Annotated in this window: 19 protein-coding genes and 1 tRNA gene; 10 read left to right on the top strand and 10 right to left on the bottom strand. The window is 60.1% G+C overall.

Annotation, left to right across the window (positions count from 1 at the left end):
• Window positions 1-8: 8 nt before the first annotated feature.
• From A3722_RS15325 to A3722_RS15305, 5 genes are read left to right on the top strand one after another with little or no spacing between them, the layout of a single operon-like run.
• On the top strand, window positions 9-437 hold the full coding sequence (locus A3722_RS15325) for an HPr kinase/phosphorylase (RefSeq protein ID WP_067623969.1): 429 nt from the start codon (window positions 9-11) through the stop codon (window positions 435-437).
• The gene (gene rapZ, locus A3722_RS15320) at window positions 434-1,339 is read left to right on the top strand and encodes an RNase adapter RapZ (RefSeq protein WP_082849510.1); all 906 of its coding nucleotides are present in this window, start codon (window positions 434-436) and stop codon (window positions 1,337-1,339) included. The genes A3722_RS15325 and rapZ overlap by 4 nt, the downstream gene beginning before the upstream one ends.
• Window positions 1,336-1,728 (top strand): PTS sugar transporter subunit IIA, encoded by a 393-nt coding sequence (locus tag A3722_RS15315; RefSeq protein WP_067623967.1) that lies wholly within the window; start codon window positions 1,336-1,338, stop codon window positions 1,726-1,728. Before rapZ ends, A3722_RS15315 begins: the two co-directional genes overlap by 4 nt.
• Window positions 1,729-1,744: 16 nt before the next feature.
• Window positions 1,745-2,014, top strand: a complete 270-nt coding sequence (locus A3722_RS15310; protein ID WP_067623964.1) for an HPr family phosphocarrier protein — start codon at window positions 1,745-1,747, stop codon at window positions 2,012-2,014.
• 34 nt (window positions 2,015-2,048) lie between these two features.
• Window positions 2,049-2,933 (top strand): lysophospholipid acyltransferase family protein, encoded by an 885-nt coding sequence (locus A3722_RS15305; protein WP_067623962.1) that lies wholly within the window; start codon window positions 2,049-2,051, stop codon window positions 2,931-2,933.
• Window positions 2,934-3,012: 79 nt separating this feature from the next.
• Here the strand turns inward: A3722_RS15305 and A3722_RS15300 are convergent, their stop codons facing one another.
• Window positions 3,013-3,888: a 3-hydroxybutyryl-CoA dehydrogenase gene (locus A3722_RS15300; RefSeq protein WP_067623959.1), complete on the bottom strand. Its 876-nt coding sequence runs from the start codon at window positions 3,886-3,888 to the stop codon at window positions 3,013-3,015.
• 157 nt (window positions 3,889-4,045) lie between these two features.
• Between A3722_RS15300 and A3722_RS15295 the strand changes: the two genes are divergently transcribed.
• Window positions 4,046-4,879 (top strand): DUF6473 family protein, encoded by an 834-nt coding sequence (locus A3722_RS15295; RefSeq protein WP_067623957.1) that lies wholly within the window; start codon window positions 4,046-4,048, stop codon window positions 4,877-4,879.
• A gap of 76 nt (window positions 4,880-4,955) precedes the next feature.
• Here the strand turns inward: A3722_RS15295 and A3722_RS15290 are convergent, their stop codons facing one another.
• The 6 genes from A3722_RS15290 to A3722_RS15265 form a co-directional block, all read right to left on the bottom strand.
• Window positions 4,956-5,882 (bottom strand): electron transfer flavoprotein subunit alpha/FixB family protein, encoded by a 927-nt coding sequence (locus A3722_RS15290; protein ID WP_067623955.1) that lies wholly within the window; start codon window positions 5,880-5,882, stop codon window positions 4,956-4,958.
• Window positions 5,882-6,640 (bottom strand): electron transfer flavoprotein subunit beta/FixA family protein, encoded by a 759-nt coding sequence (locus tag A3722_RS15285; RefSeq protein ID WP_067623952.1) that lies wholly within the window; start codon window positions 6,638-6,640, stop codon window positions 5,882-5,884. The genes A3722_RS15290 and A3722_RS15285 overlap by 1 nt, the downstream gene beginning before the upstream one ends.
• 161 nt (window positions 6,641-6,801) lie before the next feature.
• A complete protein-coding gene (locus A3722_RS15280) occupies window positions 6,802-7,377 on the bottom strand; it encodes a cob(I)yrinic acid a,c-diamide adenosyltransferase (protein ID WP_067623950.1) in 576 nt (191 codons plus the stop codon).
• Window positions 7,377-7,583, bottom strand: coding sequence for a twin transmembrane helix small protein (locus A3722_RS15275; protein WP_067623948.1), 207 nt, complete (start codon window positions 7,581-7,583; stop codon window positions 7,377-7,379). The genes A3722_RS15280 and A3722_RS15275 overlap by 1 nt, the downstream gene beginning before the upstream one ends.
• Before the next feature lie 57 nt (window positions 7,584-7,640).
• Window positions 7,641-8,474 (bottom strand): SDR family NAD(P)-dependent oxidoreductase, encoded by an 834-nt coding sequence (locus tag A3722_RS15270; protein WP_067623946.1) that lies wholly within the window; start codon window positions 8,472-8,474, stop codon window positions 7,641-7,643.
• A 57-nt stretch (window positions 8,475-8,531) separates the two neighbouring features.
• The gene (locus A3722_RS15265; RefSeq protein ID WP_067623943.1) at window positions 8,532-9,227 is read right to left on the bottom strand and encodes an SH3 domain-containing protein; all 696 of its coding nucleotides are present in this window, start codon (window positions 9,225-9,227) and stop codon (window positions 8,532-8,534) included.
• A gap of 224 nt (window positions 9,228-9,451) precedes the next feature.
• Between A3722_RS15265 and A3722_RS15260 the strand changes: the two genes are divergently transcribed.
• Window positions 9,452-11,893: a DNA topoisomerase IV subunit A gene (locus tag A3722_RS15260; RefSeq protein ID WP_067623942.1), complete on the top strand. Its 2,442-nt coding sequence runs from the start codon at window positions 9,452-9,454 to the stop codon at window positions 11,891-11,893.
• A 25-nt stretch (window positions 11,894-11,918) separates the two neighbouring features.
• On the opposite strand, the gene A3722_RS15255 is transcribed toward A3722_RS15260, so the two are convergent.
• Window positions 11,919-13,277, bottom strand: coding sequence for a cytochrome P450 (locus tag A3722_RS15255; protein ID WP_201722043.1), 1,359 nt, complete (start codon window positions 13,275-13,277; stop codon window positions 11,919-11,921).
• A 126-nt stretch (window positions 13,278-13,403) separates the two neighbouring features.
• Here A3722_RS15255 and A3722_RS15250 point away from each other — a divergent pair, with 126 nt between their 5' ends.
• Window positions 13,404-13,982: a hypothetical protein gene (locus tag A3722_RS15250; RefSeq protein ID WP_067623938.1), complete on the top strand. Its 579-nt coding sequence runs from the start codon at window positions 13,404-13,406 to the stop codon at window positions 13,980-13,982.
• Window positions 13,983-14,143: 161 nt separating this feature from the next.
• Complete coding sequence (tuf, locus tag A3722_RS15245) at window positions 14,144-15,319, top strand: elongation factor Tu (RefSeq protein WP_067622157.1); 1,176 nt, start codon at window positions 14,144-14,146, stop codon at window positions 15,317-15,319.
• Window positions 15,320-15,476: 157 nt separating this feature from the next.
• Here tuf and A3722_RS15240 read toward each other — a convergent pair whose 3' ends face one another.
• Window positions 15,477-15,974 carry a DUF892 family protein gene (locus tag A3722_RS15240; protein ID WP_067623936.1) on the bottom strand — a complete coding sequence of 166 codons (498 nt, stop codon included), beginning with the start codon at window positions 15,972-15,974 and terminating at the stop codon, window positions 15,477-15,479.
• 143 nt (window positions 15,975-16,117) lie between these two features.
• On the opposite strand from A3722_RS15240, the gene A3722_RS15235 reads away from it, so the two are divergent.
• Window positions 16,118-16,193 (top strand) — tRNA-Trp (locus A3722_RS15235).
• Between the two features lie 1,016 nt (window positions 16,194-17,209).
• On the opposite strand, the gene A3722_RS15230 is transcribed toward A3722_RS15235, so the two are convergent.
• Window positions 17,210-19,972 (bottom strand): ubiquitin-activating E1 FCCH domain-containing protein, encoded by a 2,763-nt coding sequence (locus tag A3722_RS15230; protein WP_150120115.1) that lies wholly within the window; start codon window positions 19,970-19,972, stop codon window positions 17,210-17,212.
• Window positions 19,973-20,039 lie beyond the last annotated feature (67 nt).

The raw sequence follows: 20,039 nt of genomic DNA, 5'->3' as shown, positions 1-20,039 counted from the left end.
GGCCTGATATGACAGTCGAGCGCGAAAACCTCCACGCCAGCTGCGTGGCGATCAACGGGCGTGGGGTGCTGATCCTCGGCCCCTCCGGCGCGGGCAAATCGGCCCTTGCCTTGCAATTGATCGCCCTCGGCGCCACGCTGGTGGCAGATGACCGAACCGATGTCACCCGCCATGGCGAGCAGGTGATCGCCAGCGTTCCTGACACGATCCGCGGCCTGATCGAGGCGCGTTACGTGGGCATCTTGCGGGTCGCAGATCACGGCCCCGTGCCCTTGGGCCTTGTCGTCGATCTGGCCTATACCGAACACCAGCGCCTTCCAGAGCGCCACAGCCATCTGATACAGGGTGTCACGTTGCCCTGTTTTCACAAATGCGATAGCGCTCATTTTGCGGCAACAATTCATCTGTATATAGCAGGTGTGAAAGAACCGAATTGATCAGTCAGACCTCATCAACAGACCCCGCCACTCGGCGGTTGGTCCTTGTCACCGGCCCTTCGGGCGCCGGACGTTCCTCTGCGCTTAACGTGCTGGAGGATGCGGGCTTTGAGGCGATCGACAATCTGCCGCTGCGTTTGCTGCCCGCGCTGCTTGACCGTCCCGGTGATGCGCAATCGGTGGCCTTGGGCATCGACGCGCGCAACCGCGACTTCTCAACCGAAGGTGTGCTGGAACTGATGGGCCGCCTGTCGGCCGAGCAGGGGTGGAGCGCAGAGCTGCTTTATCTCGACTGTGCTCCCGATGTGCTGTTGCAGCGGTTTTCCGAAACCCGCCGCCGCCACCCGCTGGCCCCCGCCGACCGCCCAGTTGACGGCATCACCCGCGAGCAAGAGCTGCTACACCCGATCCGCGCCCGCGCCGATGTGTTGATCGACACGACCACGCTCAACGTCCACGAGCTGCGCGCCGAGGTGGAGCAGTGGTTCGCCCCCGGCGGCCAGCGTCACCTCACGGTCTCGGTGCAGAGCTTCTCCTACAAACGCGGCCTGCCGCGCGGCGTCGATGTGGTGCATGACTGCCGTTTCCTTAGAAACCCCTATTGGGTGCCTGAATTGCGCAGTAGCAACGGGCGGGATGCGGCTGTCGCGGCCCATGTGGCAGGCGATAAGCGCTACACAGATTTCGCCGATAAGGTGCTCGACCTTAGCCTGCTGTTGCTGCCCGCCTACCGCGAAGAGGGCAAATCGCATATCTCCATCGCATTTGGCTGCACGGGTGGCCAACACCGTTCCGTCGCCATGGCGGAAGATCACGCTTTGCGCCTTGCAGAGCAGGGCTGGCAGGTGTCAATTAGGCACCGTGAGCTGGACCGTCAGCATCGTGAGGAAAACAAGCCGTGATCGGGATCGTCATCGTCGCACATGGGGGGCTGGCGCAAGAGTATCTTGCCGCGATCGAACATGTCGTGGGATCCCAATTCGGCGTACGCGCCATCGCGATTGAGCCCGACCACGACCGCGCCGACAAAGAACGCGAGATCTGCACCGCCGCCGATGCGGTGGACCAAGGCGCCGGCGTTGTGGTCGTCACCGATCTTTTCGGCGGATCACCCTCAAACCTCAGCCTCTTGGCGTGCCGCCCGGAAAACCGCCGGATCATCTACGGCGCGAACTTGCCAATGTTGATCAAACTCGCCAAATCGAGGCATATGGATGTGCCCGATGCCGTGCGTGCCGCACTCGAAGCTGGTAAGAAGTATATTGACAGCCAGAATGTCAGCGCAGGTTAGAAGGCCCCAGTACGTCATGCCCGAATTTTCTTTAAAGATCGTAAACGAAAAAGGCCTGCACGCGCGCGCCTCCGCCAAATTGGTAGAAGTGGTCGAGGCTTTCGATGCCCGCGCCGAAGTCAGCAAGGATGGCATGTCGGCCTCAGGCGACAGTATCATGGGGCTCTTGATGCTCGGCGCGTCCCGCGGCACCTCGATTGATGTCCAAACTTCCGGCCCCGATGCCGATGCCTTGGCCGACGCTTTGACCGCCCTCGTGGCGGATAAGTTCGGCGAAGGGTACTAGGCCCGCCGGGCGGGAAAAAGGATCCTCCGACCCCATGGATGACGCGCAAAAGCAGGCGGCCAAACCGGCCCAGACAGGTGACGGTACGGTGACCTTCACCAAATACGACCGCCGCAGCCTGTCTTATGCCTCGACTTTCGATGACCCATGGAAGGCGCGTGTGATCTCCGCGATGGAGCTTTTCACAGGCAAGCTCAAAATCCTGCGCCTGATCCGCAAGTTTGAGCAACGCGGCACCCCCTCGGGCCAAGCCTTCTGGCGCGCCGCACTCGACACGATGGGCATCGATCTCACCACCCCGCAAGAGCAGCTTGACCGCATCCCCAAAGAAGGGCCGGCCGTGGTTGTGGCGAACCACCCCCACGGCATGGTCGACGGCATGATTTTCGCCGATCTCATCGGCCGTGTGCGCCCCGACTACCGTATCCTCACCCGGTCACTGCTCACGTCGATCGACGAGGTGGCCGGCAGCTACATGATCCCGGTGCCTTTCCCGCACGACCCGGATGCGCAGCGTAAAGGCGTTGAAATGCGCGCCAAAGCCATGGCCCACCTCAAAGACGGCGGCGTTGTGGCGCTATTCCCCTCCGGCGTCGTTGCCGCATCAGAAAGCTGGTGGGGCCCGGCGGTCGAAGCAGAATGGAACGTTTTCACCGCCAAGATGATCCGCCGCTCTGGTGCGCAGGTGGTCCCGATGCGCTTCCCCGGTCAGAACAGCCGCGCCTATCAGATCGCGAACAAACTCAGCCCGATGCTGCGCCAAGGGTTGTTGCTGCATGAAATCGCCCACGCCTGCGACAAGCCCCAAGGACCGATCGTCGGCCATCCGCTTGCCCAAGAAGAGATCGACCGCTGGACCGACGACCCGCGCGGCTTCATGGCTTGGCTCCGCGCCCACACTTTGGCGCTGACCAACTGATCTTCATCCTTTTAAAAATACCCGCGGGGGAATCGCGCCATTGGCGCGATGGGGGCAGGGCCCCCAACACCCTTACGGCTTAGCGCGTCGGTACCGGTGTCTCGCCCCGGTAATCATAGAACCCGCGCTGCGTTTTGCGGCCCAACCACCCGGCTTCGACATATTTGGTCAGCAGCGGGCAGGGGCGGTATTTCGTATCGGCCAGCCCATCATGCAGCACGTTCATGATCGCCAGACAGGTGTCCAGACCGATGAAATCCGCCAGTTCCAGAGGGCCCATCGGATGGTTGGCCCCCAGCTTCATCGAACTGTCGATCGACTCGACGTTGCCGACCCCTTCATAAAGCGTATAGACCGCCTCGTTGATCATCGGCATCAGGATGCGGTTCACGATAAAGGCTGGGAAATCCTCGGCCGATGCGGCGGTCTTGCCCAAGCGGTCCACCACGGCTTTGCAGGCGTCATAGGTCTCCTTATCCGTGGCGATGCCGCGGATCAGTTCGACCAATTGCATCACCGGCACAGGGTTCATGAAATGAAAGCCCATGAATTTCTCGGGGCGGTCGGTGCGGCTGGCCAGACGGGTGATCGAGATCGAAGAGGTGTTCGAGGTCAGGATCGTCGTCGGTTTCAGATGCGGGATCAGATCTTCGAAAATCGCCTGTTTCACCGTTTCCCGTTCCGTGGCGGCTTCGATCACCAGATCGCTCTGGCCCAGATCGCTCAGCGTCTGGGTCGTGGTGATGCGCGCCATGGCGGCGTCGCGCTCGGCGGCGGTGATCTTTTCGCGGCTGACTTGACGGTCCATATTGCCGGTCACGGTTTTCATCGCTTTGGCCAGCGCATCGGCGCTGACATCGTTCAGCAGCACGTCGTAGCCCGCCAGCGCCATGACATGGGCGATCCCGTTGCCCATTTGCCCTGCTCCCACGATACCGATTTTCTGGATGTCCATGGCCTGTCCTTTGCTTGAGTTCGGCGCACAATAGGGCGCGTGGCGGGGGTGCCGCAAGGGCAGCTGTTTACGAAAACTCACGGCAAATTCGCCCTTTAACAGAATCGCAGCCCCTACCGTGCAATCTGGCTTTGGGTGAACAACAAAGGTGGGTTCAATGACCTATGACGCAGTGGGGCCAGCGCCTCTGGACTATTTGCCATGCCGCTATGGCACCTCAAAGCTGATGTTTCGCGGCCCCCGCCGCAGGCTGGAGGCGCCCTATATCGCCTTTCTCGGCGGGACGGAGACCTATGGCAAATTCATTGAGGAGCCGTTTCCCGCGCGGGTCGAAGCCGAGATCGGCAAGACCTGCGTGAATTTCGGCTTTCCCAACGCGGGGATCGACGCCTTTGCGCATGATCCTTTCGTCGCGCAGGCCGCTTCGCAGGCGGATGTGACGGTAGTTCAGGTCATGGGCGCGCAGAACATGACCAACCGTTTCTATTCGGTCCACCGGCGCCGGAACGACCGGTTTGTCGGGGCCTCCGCGCTGTTGCAGACGATCTACCGCGAGGTCGATTTTTCCCAGTTCCACTTCAACCGCCACATGCTGACCCACCTCATGCAAGTCTCGCCCGAGCGGTTTGAGGCTGTGCGCGCAGAGCTGCAGCAGGCCTGGCTGGCGCGCATGCGCTTGATGCTAGGGCAGATACAGGGGCGCACGCTTTTGCTTTGGCTGGCCGACCGCCCGCCGGTCGCGGAGGCAGAGCAGCCGGTGGGGGAGTTGGGCCATGATCCGCTGTTCGTGACCCGCGAAATGTTGGACGCGGTGGCCCTACATGCCACGGCCAAGATCGAGGTCGTCTCTCCCAAAGACCCCTTTGCCGGGCCGACCGCTGGCATGGTGGTCAGCGAATTCGAGGCGCAGGCTGCGTCGGAAATGCTGGGCCCCATGGCCCATGCCAATGCCGCCGCCGCCCTGACCGATGCGCTGCAAAGCATGTCCTGACGCTCCCGGTACAGGCGCATGCAATGAAAAAGGCCCGCCGAGAACGGCGGGCCTTTGGTGTTTCACGTGAAGAGCTTTACAGCTTTTCGATCAGTTCCGGCACCGCGTCGAAAAGGTCCGCCACAAGGCCATAGTCGGCAACTTGGAAGATCGGCGATTCTTCGTCTTTGTTGATCGCGACGATGATCTTGGAGTCCTTCATCCCCGCAAGGTGCTGGATCGCACCGGAGATGCCGACCGCGATATAGAGGTCAGGAGCCACGACTTTGCCGGTCTGACCAACCTGCCAATCGTTCGGCGCATAGCCCGAATCGACCGCCGCACGCGACGCGCCAACAGCCGCGCCAAGTTTGTCGGCCAGTTTTTCGATCAGGGCGAAGTCCTCTTCGGAGCCGACGCCACGACCACCGGAAACCACGACGCCTGCGCTTGTCAGTTCGGGGCGGTCCGATTCGGCGACCTTGTCTTCGACCCATGTGGACAGGCCGGGGTTGTCGGCAGCCGAGATGGTCTCGACCGAAGCAGAGCCGCCTTCACCTGCGGCATCGAAGGTCGATGTACGGAAGGTGATGACTTTCTTGGCGTCGTTGGATTTTACGGTCTGCACCGCGTTGCCGGCGTAGATCGGGCGCTCGAATGTGTCGGCATCGACAACGCCCGAAGCATCCGAAATCACCATGACATCAAGCAGGGCCGCGACGCGGGGCATGATGTTCTTGGCATCCGTGGTGGCAGGGGCAACGATGTGGTCGTAGTCACCAGCCAGCGACACGATCAGTGCTGCGGTGGCTTCGGCCAGACGGTGGCCCAGCATCTCGTCTTCGGCGACCAGCACCTTGGAGACGCCATCGATCTTGGCCGCCGCTTCGCCTGCCGCCGCGGCAGAGCTGCCCGCCGCCAGAACGGTCACGTCGCCCAGTTTCTTGGCCGCGGATACCGCCTTGGCGGTTGCGTCCATCGACAGTTCGCCGTCGGAAATCTCTGCAATCAGAAGAACAGCCATTACACAGCCCCCGCTTCTTTGAGTTTCGCCACAAGCTCGTCAACCGAACCGACCTTGATGCCAGCGGCACGCTCGGCGGGTTCCACGGTTTTGACGATTTCCAAGCGGTTGGAGACATCGACGCCGTAGTCTTCGGCGGTCTTTTCATCCAGCGGCTTTTTCTTGGCCTTCATGATGTTCGGCAGCGAGGCATAGCGCGGCTCGTTCAGGCGCAGGTCCACGGTGACGACTGTGGGCATGGAGACTTCGATGGTCTGCAAGCCGCCGTCGACTTCGCGGGTGACTTTTGCCTTGTCGCCTTCGATGGCGATTTCCGAGGCGAATGTTGCCTGCGACCAGCCCATCAACGCCGAGAGCATCTGCCCGGTGGCGTTCATGTCATTGTCGATCGCCTGTTTGCCGCAGAGCACGAGGCCCGGCTGCTCTTCGTCGACAATGGCTTTGAGGATCTTTGCCACGGCCAGCGGCTCGATGTCCTTGTGGACATCGTCCGATGCGACCACGAGGATCGCGCGATCCGCACCCATGGCGAGCGCGGTACGCAGCGTTTCCTGCGCTTGCTTCACACCGATGGAGACAGCGACGACCTCTTCAGCCTGACCGGCTTCTTTCAGACGAATCGCTTGTTCAACGGCGATTTCGTCGAAGGGGTTCATCGACATTTTCACATTGGCAAGATCAACACCCGATCCGTCCGCTTTGACACGAACTTTCACGTTATAGTCGATCACGCGTTTGACAGGCACCAATACCTTCATGAGCGGTCTCTCTCCTCAGTTTGCGACGCGGGCTGGTGGCCCGGTCTCCCTAATTCTCCACACGGGTGTAACGAAGCGGATCGGATCAAAACAGGCCAAAATCGGCAGGTCTGCAGTTTTGAACGCGGCGTTTTCCCCGATTTTCGACTGTTAGCGCTATTTTATGCGCGGTTCGCGCCCGGCACCCAGAGCACGTCTTCCTTGCCCGCGTTATTGGCCATACGCGCGGCAACGAAGAACCAGTCGCTGAGACGGTTCAGATAGGTGACACAGGCCGGGTTGATCGCCGTTTGCTCTGACAGCAGCACTGCCAGCCGTTCGGCGCGGCGCGCCACGGTGCGGCAGACATGCAGATGTGCGGCCAGCGCGCGGCCACCGGGCAGGATAAAGCTGCGCAGCGGCTCCAACTCGGAGTTCATCACGTCGATCTCGCGTTCAAGCCGGTCAACCTGTTCTTGCGTGACCCGCAGGGGCGGGTACTCTGCATCGCGGTCGGCCGCCATATCGGGGCGGCAAAGGTCGGCGCCCAGATCAAAAAGGTCGTTCTGGATGCGGGCCAGTGCTTCGTCCGTCGCGCCGGTGGCTTCAAGCCGGGCAACGCCGACAAAACAGTTCAACTCATCCGAGGTGCCATAGGCCTCGACCCGCGCGTCATGTTTGGCAACCCGGTCGCCATTGCCAAGAGCGGTCGTACCCTTGTCCCCGGTGCGGGTATAAATCTTGTTCAGTACAACCATCAGATCGTGCCCCCTCGGAAATAGACATAGGCAAGGATCAGCAGCACGGCGATGAACTGCGCGATAATCCGCCAGCGCATCAGCTTGTTGGCGTTGCGTTTGTTGAACTTGCCCCCCGTGGCAAAGCCGCCCAGCCCCATCAGGAGCACAACGGCGACCGCCACGACGGAAAGCAGGACGATCACGAAAAACGGATCATTTGGCATGGGCTGTCCTTTCGTTGCCCCGAGATGTAGCGGCGCGGGGCAGTCGCGCAACCAAAATCAGCGGCTGGTGACCCAGTCCAGCGCCCGCGTCGGCAGGATACGCCGCAAAACACCGGCGATGTGGGTTGGGGTTGTGACGAAATAGCGCGGGTGGGGTCGGGGGGATTCGACGGCATGGGCCAGTTTCTCGACCACCGCCTCGGGCGGAAGTTCGAAACGGTCCTTTTTGCCGCTGTCATCATAAAGCCGGGGGCGCATGGTGGCCTCATACTCCGCCGCGCGGGGGCTGTTTTTCCAGTCGATCCAACGCTCGAAGCGTGGGATCGCCTTGGTCCGCAGCTTTGAGGTGACGGGGCCGGGTTCGATCAGGATCAACTCAACCCCCGTGCCGCGCATTTCAAGCCGCAGGGTGTCGGTCAGCCCCTCCAGCGCGAATTTCGTGGAGTTATACGCCCCGCGCCATGGCATCGCCACCATGCCAAGCACCGAAGAACATTGCACGATCCGCCCATGCCCCTGTTTGCGCATCACCGGGATCACCGCGCGGGTCAGGCTGTGCCAGCCAAAGAAATTCGCCTCGAATATCTCGCGCAGGGCATCGGTGGGAAGGTCTTCGACCAGTCCGGGCGTGGCGTGGGCGCCGTTGTTAAAGACAGCATCCAAGGTGCCGCCGGTTTGCTCTAGTACTTGGGCGAGGGCCGACTGGATGCTGGCCTCATCGGTATAATCGAGACGGGGCGCATCGAACCCTTCGGCGCTCAGCCGGTCGCAATCCGCTTGTTGGCGGCAGGCGGCAAAGACGCGCCAGCCGCGGGCGCGCATGCCATGGGCGGCGGCATAGCCGATGCCGCTGGAACAACCGGTAATGAGGATGGAACGGGTCGCAGACATGCAAAGGGCCCTTCATTTGAAAGGCCCTTCATCGCGCGATGCTGTAAGATTGGCAAGTTAGCCGTTGTTGAGCAGGAAGTCTGCCATCCAGCCGGATGCCGTGCCGTCGACGCTGCGAAAGCGCACCCAACCGGCACCGTTATCTTCGACCACCTCTACGGCGTCACCTTTGCCCAGTTTCCCGACCACACCGAAATTGGTGCCCGGCCCACCGCGGACATTGACGCGGGTGCCATTCACTTTGCGGATGTCGGCCTGCGTCGTGCTGACATAGGTCGTGCCGTTGTCGGTGGCGTTGATCAGGCTTGGAATGACGACCGGCGCATTGGCGCTTGTGGTCGAATAGGCGGCCTTTTCTACTTTGGGGGTGCTGGTGCTGACGGCTTTCACGACTTTCGCGCCAGCGCGGTCCGCGGGGGTGGCCACGGCCTTTTGCACCATCGCGTCATTGGCCTGCGGCAAGTCGCTGAGGGTCGTAAGGTTCAGCGCCACGCGGGTCGCAGTCACATCCCGTGCCGGTGCGCGCTCGGCGAAGGGGGTGATGGGGCTTTCGGCCTTGCGGGCTGCATTTGCCGCGGCGGCGGTGACAAGGGTGGACGAGGTTGTGCCAGCTTCTGCGCTGGCGATCAGCGCCGAGGCTGCCGTCTCAGAGCTGGCCATCTGCGGGCCTGCTGGCACGAAATCCGCCCCGCCGCTCATCTCGTAGAATGCCCAGCCCATGAAACTAAATGTCAAAAAGATGAACCGTTTCATTTTGCTGTTCCTTGTCCCGTGTCAAAACCATGTTGCTGTTGAGAGACCAACGCGAAACTTCGCGAATGGTTCAATTCCGATTGGCAAGAATTCGCATATCCGGAAAGTATTGCTTTTTTCTCACTTGAAACCGTGTTGGCGACCTTTTTCCCGAGTCGACTGCGGGCAAACGGCGGGCAATCTGTCGCTTGCCCGCTCTGCCGTGCTTGGCTAAAAGACCCGTCATGTCAGACATAAGCACACCCCCAGAACTCGACCCGAATGACCTGTCCGAGCCGCTGCGCCGCGCCTTGGGAGAGCGGTATCTGACCTATGCCTTGAGCACGATCATGCACCGGGCGCTGCCGGATGCGCGCGATGGGTTGAAACCGGTGCACCGCCGGATCCTTTATGCCATGCGCGAGTTGCGGCTGTCCTCGACGGGCGGCTTCCGTAAATCGGCAAAGATTTCGGGCGACGTAATGGGGAACTACCACCCGCACGGCGATGCCGCGATCTATGACGCGATGGCGCGGTTGGCGCAGGATTTCAACGTGCGCTATCCGCTGGTCGACGGGCAGGGCAACTTTGGCAACATCGACGGCGATAACCCGGCGGCCTCGCGCTATACCGAGGCGCGGATGACCGCCGTGGCCGAAGCCATGCTGGAAGGGCTGAACGAGAACGCCGTCGATTTCCGTGAGAACTACGACGGCACATTGACCGAGCCGGTGGTGCTGCCGGCGCAGTTTCCGAACCTTCTGGCCAATGGCTCTTCGGGCATCGCCGTGGGCATGGCGACAAACATTCCGCCGCATAACATTGCCGAGCTGTGTGACGCCTGTATTCACCTGATCAAGACGCCCGACGCCCGCGACGAGACGTTGTTGAACTACGTCCCCGGCCCGGATTTCCCCACCGGTGGCGTGATCGTCGAGCCGCCTGAGAATATCGCCAATGCCTACCGCACGGGGCGTGGCTCCTTCCGGCTGCGCTGTCGTTGGGAGGTTGAGGACCTTGGCCGGGGCGCTTGGCAGATTGTCGTTACCGAGATTCCCTATCAGGTTCAGAAATCCAAGCTGATCGAAAAGATCGCCGAACTGATCCAGACCAAGAAGATCCCGATTCTTGCCGATGTCCGCGACGAATCCGCCGAAGACATTCGCATGATCATCGAGCCGCGCTCGAAGAACGTCGATCCGAACGTGCTGATGGGGATGCTGTTTCGCAACTCGGACCTTGAGGTGCGCTTCTCGCTCAACATGAACGTGTTGATCGATGGCCAAACGCCCAAGGTCTGCTCGCTCAAGGAAGTGCTGCGCGCTTTCCTTGACCACCGGCGCGAAGTGCTGCAACGTCGCTCGCGGCACCGGATGGACAAGATCGACCACCGGCTTGAGGTGCTGCAGGGCCTGATCACGGCTTTCCTGAACCTTGACCGGGTGATCGAGATCATCCGCTACGACGACGACCCCAAAGCCGCCTTGATGTACGAGGATTGGAGCCGTGCGCATCAGGATACGCTGAGCCGCGCGATGGACGAATCCGCCTATGTCTCGCCCTTGGCGGGGGTCGATGTGTCGAAACTGGCGGTCATCGCGGATGCCGAGGCCGAAGCCACCGGCGTGCTGACTGAGAGCGGTGACACCCGCGCCATCCCGCACAGCTATGCAGGCCGCGAGAATGGCCTGTCGGATGTGCAGGCCGAGGCGATCCTCAACATGCGCCTGCGGTCCTTGCGGCGTTTGGAAGAAGACGCGCTGGTGAAAGAGCGTGACACGCTGATGACCGAACGCGCGGGTCTCGAAGACCTGCTGGAAAGCGACGACCTGCAATGGTCCACCATCGCCGACCAGCTGCGCGCGACGAAAAAGCAGTTCGGCAAGGACTGGGTGATCGACGGCATCAAACGCGGCCAGCGCCTGACCGAATTCGACACCGCCGGAGAGGTTGAGGATGTCCCGATCGAGGCGATGATCGACCGCGAACCGATCACCGTGGTCTGCTCCCAGATGGGCTGGATCCGCGCCATGACCGGCCATATCGACCTGAACCGCGAGCTGAAGTTCAAAGACGGCGACGGCCCGCGCTTTATCTTCCATGCCGAAACGACGGACCGGTTGCTGGTCTTCGGCTCGAACGGGCGTTTCTACACCGTCTCTGCCGCCAACCTGCCCGGCGGGCGCGGCATGGGCGAGCCTTTGCGTCTGATGGTTGATCTGCCTAACGAAGTGCAGATCGTGTCACTCTTTATCCACCAGCCGGGGCGCAAGCTGTTGGTTGCCTCAACGGCAGGCGACGGTTTCGTGGTGCCCGAGGATGACGTCGTGGCCCAGACCCGCAGCGGCAAACAGGTGCTCAATGTGCGTGGCGAAGGCGTCTCGGCGCTGGTCTGTCATCCGGTGTCGGGCGACAGCGTCGCCACCGTGGGTGAGAACCGCAAGGTGCTGATCTTTGGCCTTGATGAATTGCCCGAGATGGGCCGGGGCAAGGGCGTGCGCCTGCAGAAGTACAAGGATGGCGGCCTGTCGGACGCCACGACTTTCACACGGGAAGCGGGCCTCAGCTGGCAAGACCCGGCGGGCCGGACACGTACCGAGGCCGATCTGGCCGAATGGACCGGCAAGCGCGCAAGCTCGGGCCGGATGGCGCCGCGCGGCTTCCCGCGCGACAACAAGTTCACGTGAAACAGCCGCGCCTTTCGGGGCGCGGTCAGTCCAGCGGCTCGGCGGTCATCCAGACGCCGCCTTCGGGGCGCAGGGTCAGGATCATCACCGGCTCCGGGTCCTTGCCCGGCACAGGCGTGAACTTGAACCGCCCCAGCAGGGTGGCGAGAATGATCACCGCCTCCTGCAACGCAAAGCTCGCCCCAATGCAGATGCGCGGTCCGTCCCCGAAGGGCAGATAGGCATAGCGGTCAATCGCCTTGCGGTCGGCAAAGCGCTCGGGCCGGAAAGCATCGGGATCGTCCCAAAGCAGTTCATTCCGGCCTAGCGCGTAGATCGGGATCATCACCGTGTCGCCGGGGCGGATTTCGCGGTCGCAGAGCCTGTCGTGCTTTTGCGCCGTGCGCGAAATGATCCCGGCGGCGGGGTAGAGCCGCAGCGCCTCGTCAATGATCATCCGCACCAAGGGCAGCTTGTCCACATCGTCGCCGGTGCAGGCACGGCCTTGCAGCACATCGCGCACCTCTGCGCGGGCGCGCGCCTGCATCTCGGGGTCGAACCCCATGAGGTACATCGACCAAGCCAGCGTCAGCGCCGTTGTCTCATGCCCCGCGACGATGAAGGTCAAAAGGTTGTCGCGTAACTCTCCGGTGTTCATCTGGCGCTTGGTCTTGGGGTCTTCGCCCTCCAGCAGCAGGTCCAGCAGATCGGGCGTGCCGTCATGGCCGCGCGCCACCCGCGCTTCGATCGCCTGATCGGCCATCGCCTTCATCTGCTTCAGCGCCTGACCGGACATCATCCGCCCCGGACGCGGCAGCCAATCGGGCAGGCCGAGGATATCGAAGAGGCTGATCTTACCCGCCTCGGCGATATAGTCGTCGATGGCGCCATGCACTTTGTCGCGGTCAAAGGTGCCATCGCCTGAGAAGGTCACGTCGCCAATCACCTCGAAAGTCGTCGTCACCATCTCATCGAGCATATTGACCGCGCGCGGCCCCGCAGCGGCGATGCGCTTGGCCGAGCGGTCAGCGGCGGCGCTCATCACCGGGGCAAGGTTGCGCACGTTGCGCTGCGAAAAGGCAGGGGCCGCCGCCCGACGCTGCCAGCGCCAATGCGCCCCTTCTGCAATGAAAAGCGATTCCCCGATGGCCGGGCGTAGCAGGTTCTTGGTGACATCGGACTTCGGGTAGTCCTCCAGCCGGTCGAGCAGGATTTCCCGGATCGCACCCGGGTCCATCACCATATGCCAGCGCTTGCCGGTCTTACCCGAAACCATGGGCTGGGTGGTGGCGATCTTGGGGATGATGCTCAGCACGTTGCGCCGGGCCATCTGCAAACTGCCGAGCATTCCTACAGGCTCGGTCACCAGCGGTACGCGCACGGGCAGGGGGGATGGTTGGGTCATGATGCTGTCCTCACTCATATCCAAGATAGACCGGACCGGCAGGCGCGCAACTGCGGCAAATGATTGCGCCCCTCCCGGCCATCGGCTACCCCTTTTCGAAATCTTAACGCCCCCGAAGGATTGCCCATGTTCCGAGTTCTTGCCCTGTTGACCTTCGTCGCGACGCTGGCCGCCTGCAACGGGGCCTCCGACCTCGACAAAGCGCCGACCCCCCTGGGGGACTTCAATCTGCACCACAATATCGTCGTGGCGCCCAAAGCGCAGAAGGGGCCGCTGAGCCGCGAGGTCAGCAAAGAAGAATTGGCCGAGGCCGTGCGCGCCGCCACCGCCGAACGCTTCGACCGCTACGATGGGGAGCGCCTCTATCACTTCGGCATCAGCGTCGAAGGCTACGTGCTGGCACAGCCGGGCATCCCACTGGTCTTTGCCCCGAAGTCGATCCTGATCCTTAACCTCACGGTCTGGGATGACGCGAAGAACATGAAGCTGAACCCCGAGCCGCATCAGATCACTGTCTTCGAATCCCTCGATCAGGGCCCGGTTGTTGGCTCGGGCTATACCAAATCCGCCGAAGAGCAGCTCAAGAACCTCAGCCAGAACGCGGCCAAGTCGATCGAGACCTATCTGGTCAAGCAAAACCGCGAAGAGGGTTGGTTCAGCGGTGGTGTGGCATCGTCGCCTGCCGGGGAGCCGGAGGATAAATAACCCCCGTCGGGGCGCGCCGAACCGCTGCCGCATGGGCCCGATGGGCTTTAAGTGGCCCCAAGACGCAAGTCACGCTTGATTTTACCGCCCGAACCCAATACATCGCCCGCCAGATAGGGTTCGGGTCCCCGTTGGGGCCCCTCAATTAAAAGGGCGCCACCATGGCAAAGGCAAAGTTTGAACGTAACAAGCCACACGTCAACATCGGCACAATCGGCCACGTTGACCACGGTAAAACCACGCTGACCGCGGCGATCACCAAATACTTCGGTGACTTCCAAGCGTACGACCAGATCGACGGCGCGCCCGAAGAGAAGGCCCGCGGCATCACCATCTCGACCGCGCACGTTGAGTATGAGACCGAAGCACGTCACTACGCCCACGTCGACTGCCCCGGCCACGCTGACTATGTGAAAAACATGATCACCGGTGCCGCTCAGATGGACGGCGCGATCCTGGTTGTGAACGCGGCCGACGGCCCGATGCCCCAGACCCGCGAGCACATCCTGCTCGGCCGTCAGGTTGGCATCCCCGCCATGGTCGTCTTCATGAACAAAGTTGACCAGGTTGACGACGAAGAGCTGCTTGAGCTGGTTGAGATGGAAATCCGCGAGCTGCTGTCTTCCTACGACTACCCCGGCGACGACATCCCCGTTGTGCCCGGTTCCGCTCTGGCGGCGATGGAAGGCCGTGACGAAAACATCGGCGAGAACGCGATCCGCAAGCTGATGGAAGAAGTCGACAACTACATCCCGACACCTGAGCGTGCTGTTGACCAGCCGTTCCTGATGCCCGTCGAAGACGTGTTCTCGATCTCTGGTCGTGGTACCGTTGTGACTGGCCGTGTTGAGCGTGGCGTGATCAACGTTGGCGACGAAATCGAAATCGTCGGCATCCGCGACACCAAGAAAACCACCTGCACCGGTGTGGAAATGTTCCGCAAGCTGCTGGACCGTGGTGAAGCTGGCGACAACATCGGCGCGCTGCTGCGTGGCGTTGAGCGTGACGGCGTTGAGCGCGGTCAGGTTCTCTGCAAGCCCGGTTCCGTGAACCCGCACACCAAGTTCGAAGCCGAAGCCTACATCCTCACCAAAGAGGAAGGTGGCCGTCACACGCCGTTCTTCGCGAACTACCGTCCGCAGTTCTACTTCCGTACAACTGACGTGACTGGCACCGTTCAGCTGGCAGAAGGCACCGAGATGGTCATGCCCGGCGACAACGTGTCCTTCGGCGTTGAGCTGATTGCACCGATCGCCATGGAAAACGGCCTGCGCTTCGCGATCCGCGAAGGTGGCCGTACGGTTGGCGCGGGCGTCGTTTCCAAAATCACCGAGTGATTTTGGGCGGGGCCTTCGGGCCTGACGTCTGAGAGATTTGAAAGGCCGCAGCGTTTGCTGCGGCCTTTTGCATTTAGGGGGGGGCACCTACGGCCCTTGAAACGAAAAAAGGCCGGCTCCTGTAAGAGCCAGCCTTTCTCATTCATATCTATCGCTTTCACGCGGCGTCTGCGTTCACACCGCCCTTGGTCGCGATCTCTGTCATGCGGCGGTCGCCGTCATAGGTGTGATTAAGCTGTTCTTGCAGCTGCGCGCCGTCTTCGTCCTCGCCCAAGCGGTTGGCAAAGGCCACAACGCAGCCGTATCCGGCCAATGCGTAATGCACCATGCGCTGATACTGCGTGATGATCATCGCATCGCGGGCGTCGTTGTCGCCGAAGTCTTCTTCCAGCACATGTTTATGCGCCTCTTTCACAAGGCCCTCCATGCCGTGGCAGTGCTCTGCCTCGGGATCGAGGTCATGTTTCGCGCAAATGGACTTCAGCACATCCATCCCCTTGGCGATTCCGTTGCTGCCATCGATCAGCGCTTCCGACAGCTCCTTGTCCTCCGCCGCGCGACCCAGAGCGTTGGTCGCTTCAAGCGACTGCTTGCAGGCAGAGTAGAGGTCTTGCAGTTGGTCGGTGTAGACGTCTTTGAGATTGTTCATAGTCATCGGTCGTCCTCCAATTTCGGGCTTGGTTCGACGAGAAAACGTAAGCTGGCCGTGCAATGTTCCCCAAAGAAGAGAATATCACCGGAAAGGTCAGATCTGCTCTTGATCCGCCGCCCGTTTGCGACTACCCAAACCCCCGGCATAGGGGTTTAGCTCAGTTGGTAGAGCATCGGTCTCCAAAACCGAGGGTCGTGGGTTCGAGTCCCTCAGCCCCTGCCACATCTCTTCAAATCTGCAATGATGACCTGCGCTTCTAGCGGGGCGGTTGGTTTGTTTTCGCCGCTTGGTGTCTCATCGGCGTGGGACGCGCCGCCTGAAGGGCTGTTGTGGGTCGCCGCATTTCTTACACTTTAAACTGCTCCCCTGCTGTAGCGCGAAGAAAATGTTGGCATAAAAACGAAGTTTAATTGTCAGCACTTTTGTCAGCCGGTGGCATGCCGGGTAAAACGGGCGGTGAACTTAGCCGTTAAAGCGCTTTGCCAGCACCTCTTCAGCGATATTGTATGTTCGACGAGCACATTGCAGACTGGGGTAGTTTCTCTTTGAGTGCTGACAACATCTGGGTGTGGAGATCAGAATGGCGAAAATTCCAGCTATCTGCAAAAATTGCGGATTGATGTTTCCGTCTGATTTCGACGCACTACCAGGCATGAGGGTCCAAGACTGCGCTAGCGATTGTCCGCGATGCCGCAAAATGGCACCCGTTTTGAATGGCTACGTTGCTATGATCAATGGAATCGTCACATTCATCACAGCGCCCGAGAATACCCGCGAGGAAAAGCAAGCCCTAATTGATGCTGCTAAATGAGTGGCAAGTGGCAAAGTCAAAGTAACCGATGCTATTCAAGATCTTGGTGGGACCAGCACAAAAGGCGGCATGCTTTTGCGCGATTGGGTCACTGTAGGCTCGCTGTTCGTTTCGGCTATGGCGACGGTGGGCATGTTCCTCCTTGACTATATCGACAACAGAGGCAACGAACCCCCTGAACGGCTAGCCACGGAGGTTGTGGACAAATTCTTACGATCTGAGCCACAACCAGATAGAAGAGTGAGGCGCGCGCAACTTACTTCATCAAGGCCACCTTTCTTCTTAGGAGCTCAACCAGAACTGAAACATGGTCAAACTAACCGTGCCAGCGCCGAACCCCCAAAGGAAAACCGTCACACGCGTCGGGCGCGCATTAAAAAAGAGACGTCTAAAGCCAGAAAAAGATAACACTATCACTCCTCGTCTGTCATTCGGTCAGGCTTAGCGAGATTGATAGAACTGCGCTTTGACCGTTTGCCACCGGCGACGAGAACTGCACATCAAGCGTGTTTGTCCCTCGGTTTATATGAAATGGCGAAGCCGTTCTCGCAAACCCGTTCAGTGCAGTTGCGTCCACAAAGTAAGGAGCGTCTCCAATGCCATGAGGGACGGCATACGAGCTTATGGAACCGTTTCCTGCAAGGGTTGCAATGATCTTCTGTTCTGTTGGTGAAATTCCTGTACCATAGAAACTATTCCTCCACTTCACGTTGCGCTCTGAGGGACGCCCGCAGCGCAACCATGAGTCCTCGACACCGACGCGATCAAACTGTCCAGTGACCGAAGCCCACTGCGTCGAACCGTCACCCTGCGCCCAATCAACCCCATTCACTTGGAAAGACCTTAGGTCACCAACGCGGTTGATTGTGCCTCCTGAGACATAGGCAGTGTATCCGCTGCTGTTGATTGCTGCGGACGGCGTGGTGGCAGTTCTAAGCTGGAAGGTGTCAGCCGTTTTATCACTGACTATATGCCTCTTGCCGTTGAGCTCCGTTGTACCGACTATATCGGTGATGACGATGACATCGCCGTCCTGGAACCCGTGGCCCGTGGCAGTGACTGTCGTCGTTGCGCCCAGTGTGATTGCAGAGATGGATGCTGTACCGCTCTTATCGCAGGCAACGATTTGTTTAAGACCTGTGCCCTGCATAGGGCCGTCGAAGAGCACAGCATCAATGTTTCCTCGGTCGATCTCTCCTGCGAGCATAAGCGCGCCCGGCTGGCTTGTCGCACCCTCCATGTATCTCCACAGGCCCCCTTTCCAGCGGATGTTGGTCACGTCAATCTGAGATGCGTAGATCAAGCGAGCCTCGCTAGACATACCAAGAAAATGAACGCCATCAAATTCCGGTACCTGATAGGTAATCGCCTCGTTGCCCGCAGTTGCCCAGATCGCAAAAGGAACGTCGTCGCCAGTGTGCTCAATCGAACCACCGACCGCACGCAGCCTGTGCTTTGCCTGTGAAAGCAAGACACTTCGACGCGTGGCGTCATCCGGGTTCAGTTTCTCAAGATCGGCGCGGATACGTGGGTTGTCGATAATGGTCGCTGCTTCAACGTCAGCCCGATCAGCGAATACAGAACCTGTGTTCAACCCAGTAACAGGGTTCTGCTCGATATTGCTGACCACTGGCCTCGTGACAGTCACACCACTTAGTGCGAACATTCCGCTCTCGGCGTAGCCAGCGCCTTCGGGGTCTTCCAATACACTATCGGGGTTTACATCCCCGTAGTACAGATGGTCGATCAGGCTGTTTTTCCCGAAGGGCCGTTTAAGGTAGACTTTACTAGCCCGATTAAAAACGTAACAATTCCTGGGGCAGTTCACGGAGCTAGGGTCAATAAGGGTCACTTTCTCCGGCGCGCGGACCCACGTATTGGCAACTGCGAGCGCATCCTCAGCAAACGAAAAGCCATTCGCTGCCATCAGGAATTTATTAAGGCCCCCGCTACCATTTTTAAATCTGTTCATATCGTCTACGATGAAATCCCAATGTTCTTCACATCTCAGATCAACACCGACATTCGACCACTGAATGTGCTCCAGTCCGGTTGTGGGTGTAGGACCGGGCCCGTTTGTCACACCGAAAAGGCGCGGATTGCCCCAGTAATTGAGCGCAGGGTCCGGGTCGAGGCCATCCATCGTTTTGGTCTGCACTTTGAGCGACAAGATTGCCCGGCCGCCAACTGCCTTTGACGAATATACATGACCCCCTTGGTCAAAAATCGCGGTGAACTGGTAGTCACCATCGATCCCTTTCCTCAGTGCCCCGCTGTTCATAAGGCACTGCAGATGCGGGCTGTTGTCGTCGTTATCCAATGACGCCCCGAACCAAGCGGCATGGGCTTCGGTTTGTGTGCGCAAGCCTCCATTCATGGTCCAAGACGAATAGTGGGCGTTCTTTGCTTGGCCTTGCACTGGTGTAAGCGCAGAAATGTCAAAGACCCGCACGCCTGGTGGTGCTTGGATGTCAGCGGTCAGAAAAACGCCGTCGTCCAGCTTGATGATGCCGCCCTGCCAGATGATGGGAATATCCAGCGTCAGAGAAGACCGCAGGCGGTAGATTTGACCCGCTTTCAGGCAAATCGAGCGCCCGGTGGCCTTGATGGCCAGAAAGGCAAAGGCGGCATCGGCGATCCCGTTTCCGACGCCGTCTCCGGTTCCGAAGCTGGCGGGATCCACGGCATCCTCAAGGAACGTCAACTTCACGCCACCCAGTGTAGTGATGTGCCCAGTTCCCGTCTGTGCCAGATCGAGCTGAAACCGCTGGCCTCGGTATGCAACTGTAATCAAACCTGCACTGCCGTAAAAACTTCTAAACAGCGCGGCATCCCTGGGGTCTTCTTCCGGGGCAACCTCAAGAGAAAGGGCTGGACTGACAGCCTGCCCAAGGATCCCTTCAAGGTCGATTACTGCACGGCCGTCGGCGAGATAGGTTTCAGCGGGTACAATCTCATACTCGCCTTGACCGGCAACTTGGGCGCGTTGCCCGACCGCAATGAAGCTTGATGCTACAAGGTCAGCCAACGTCTTGAACGGTTGCAGCGTCAACGCCGCCAACAATTCCGTTAAATCACCTTTTTGCCAGTTCCCTTCGTAGATAAGGGTCGAAGGACTGTTGATCAGCGAAACAAGGGTTTGCCCAACAGCAAAATTAACCCCGCCAACGGTGCCTGTGTTGATTGTCACTGAGAACTGACCCGGTATTTTCACCGAGATTTGACCCACCCTCAGTTATGCGTCGTGGTCTATGATG

Source organism: Sulfitobacter sp. HI0027, assembly GCF_001634775.1.
Classification (GTDB): domain Bacteria; phylum Pseudomonadota; class Alphaproteobacteria; order Rhodobacterales; family Rhodobacteraceae; genus Sulfitobacter.
This window is presented reverse-complemented; position numbering and strand designations above follow the sequence as displayed.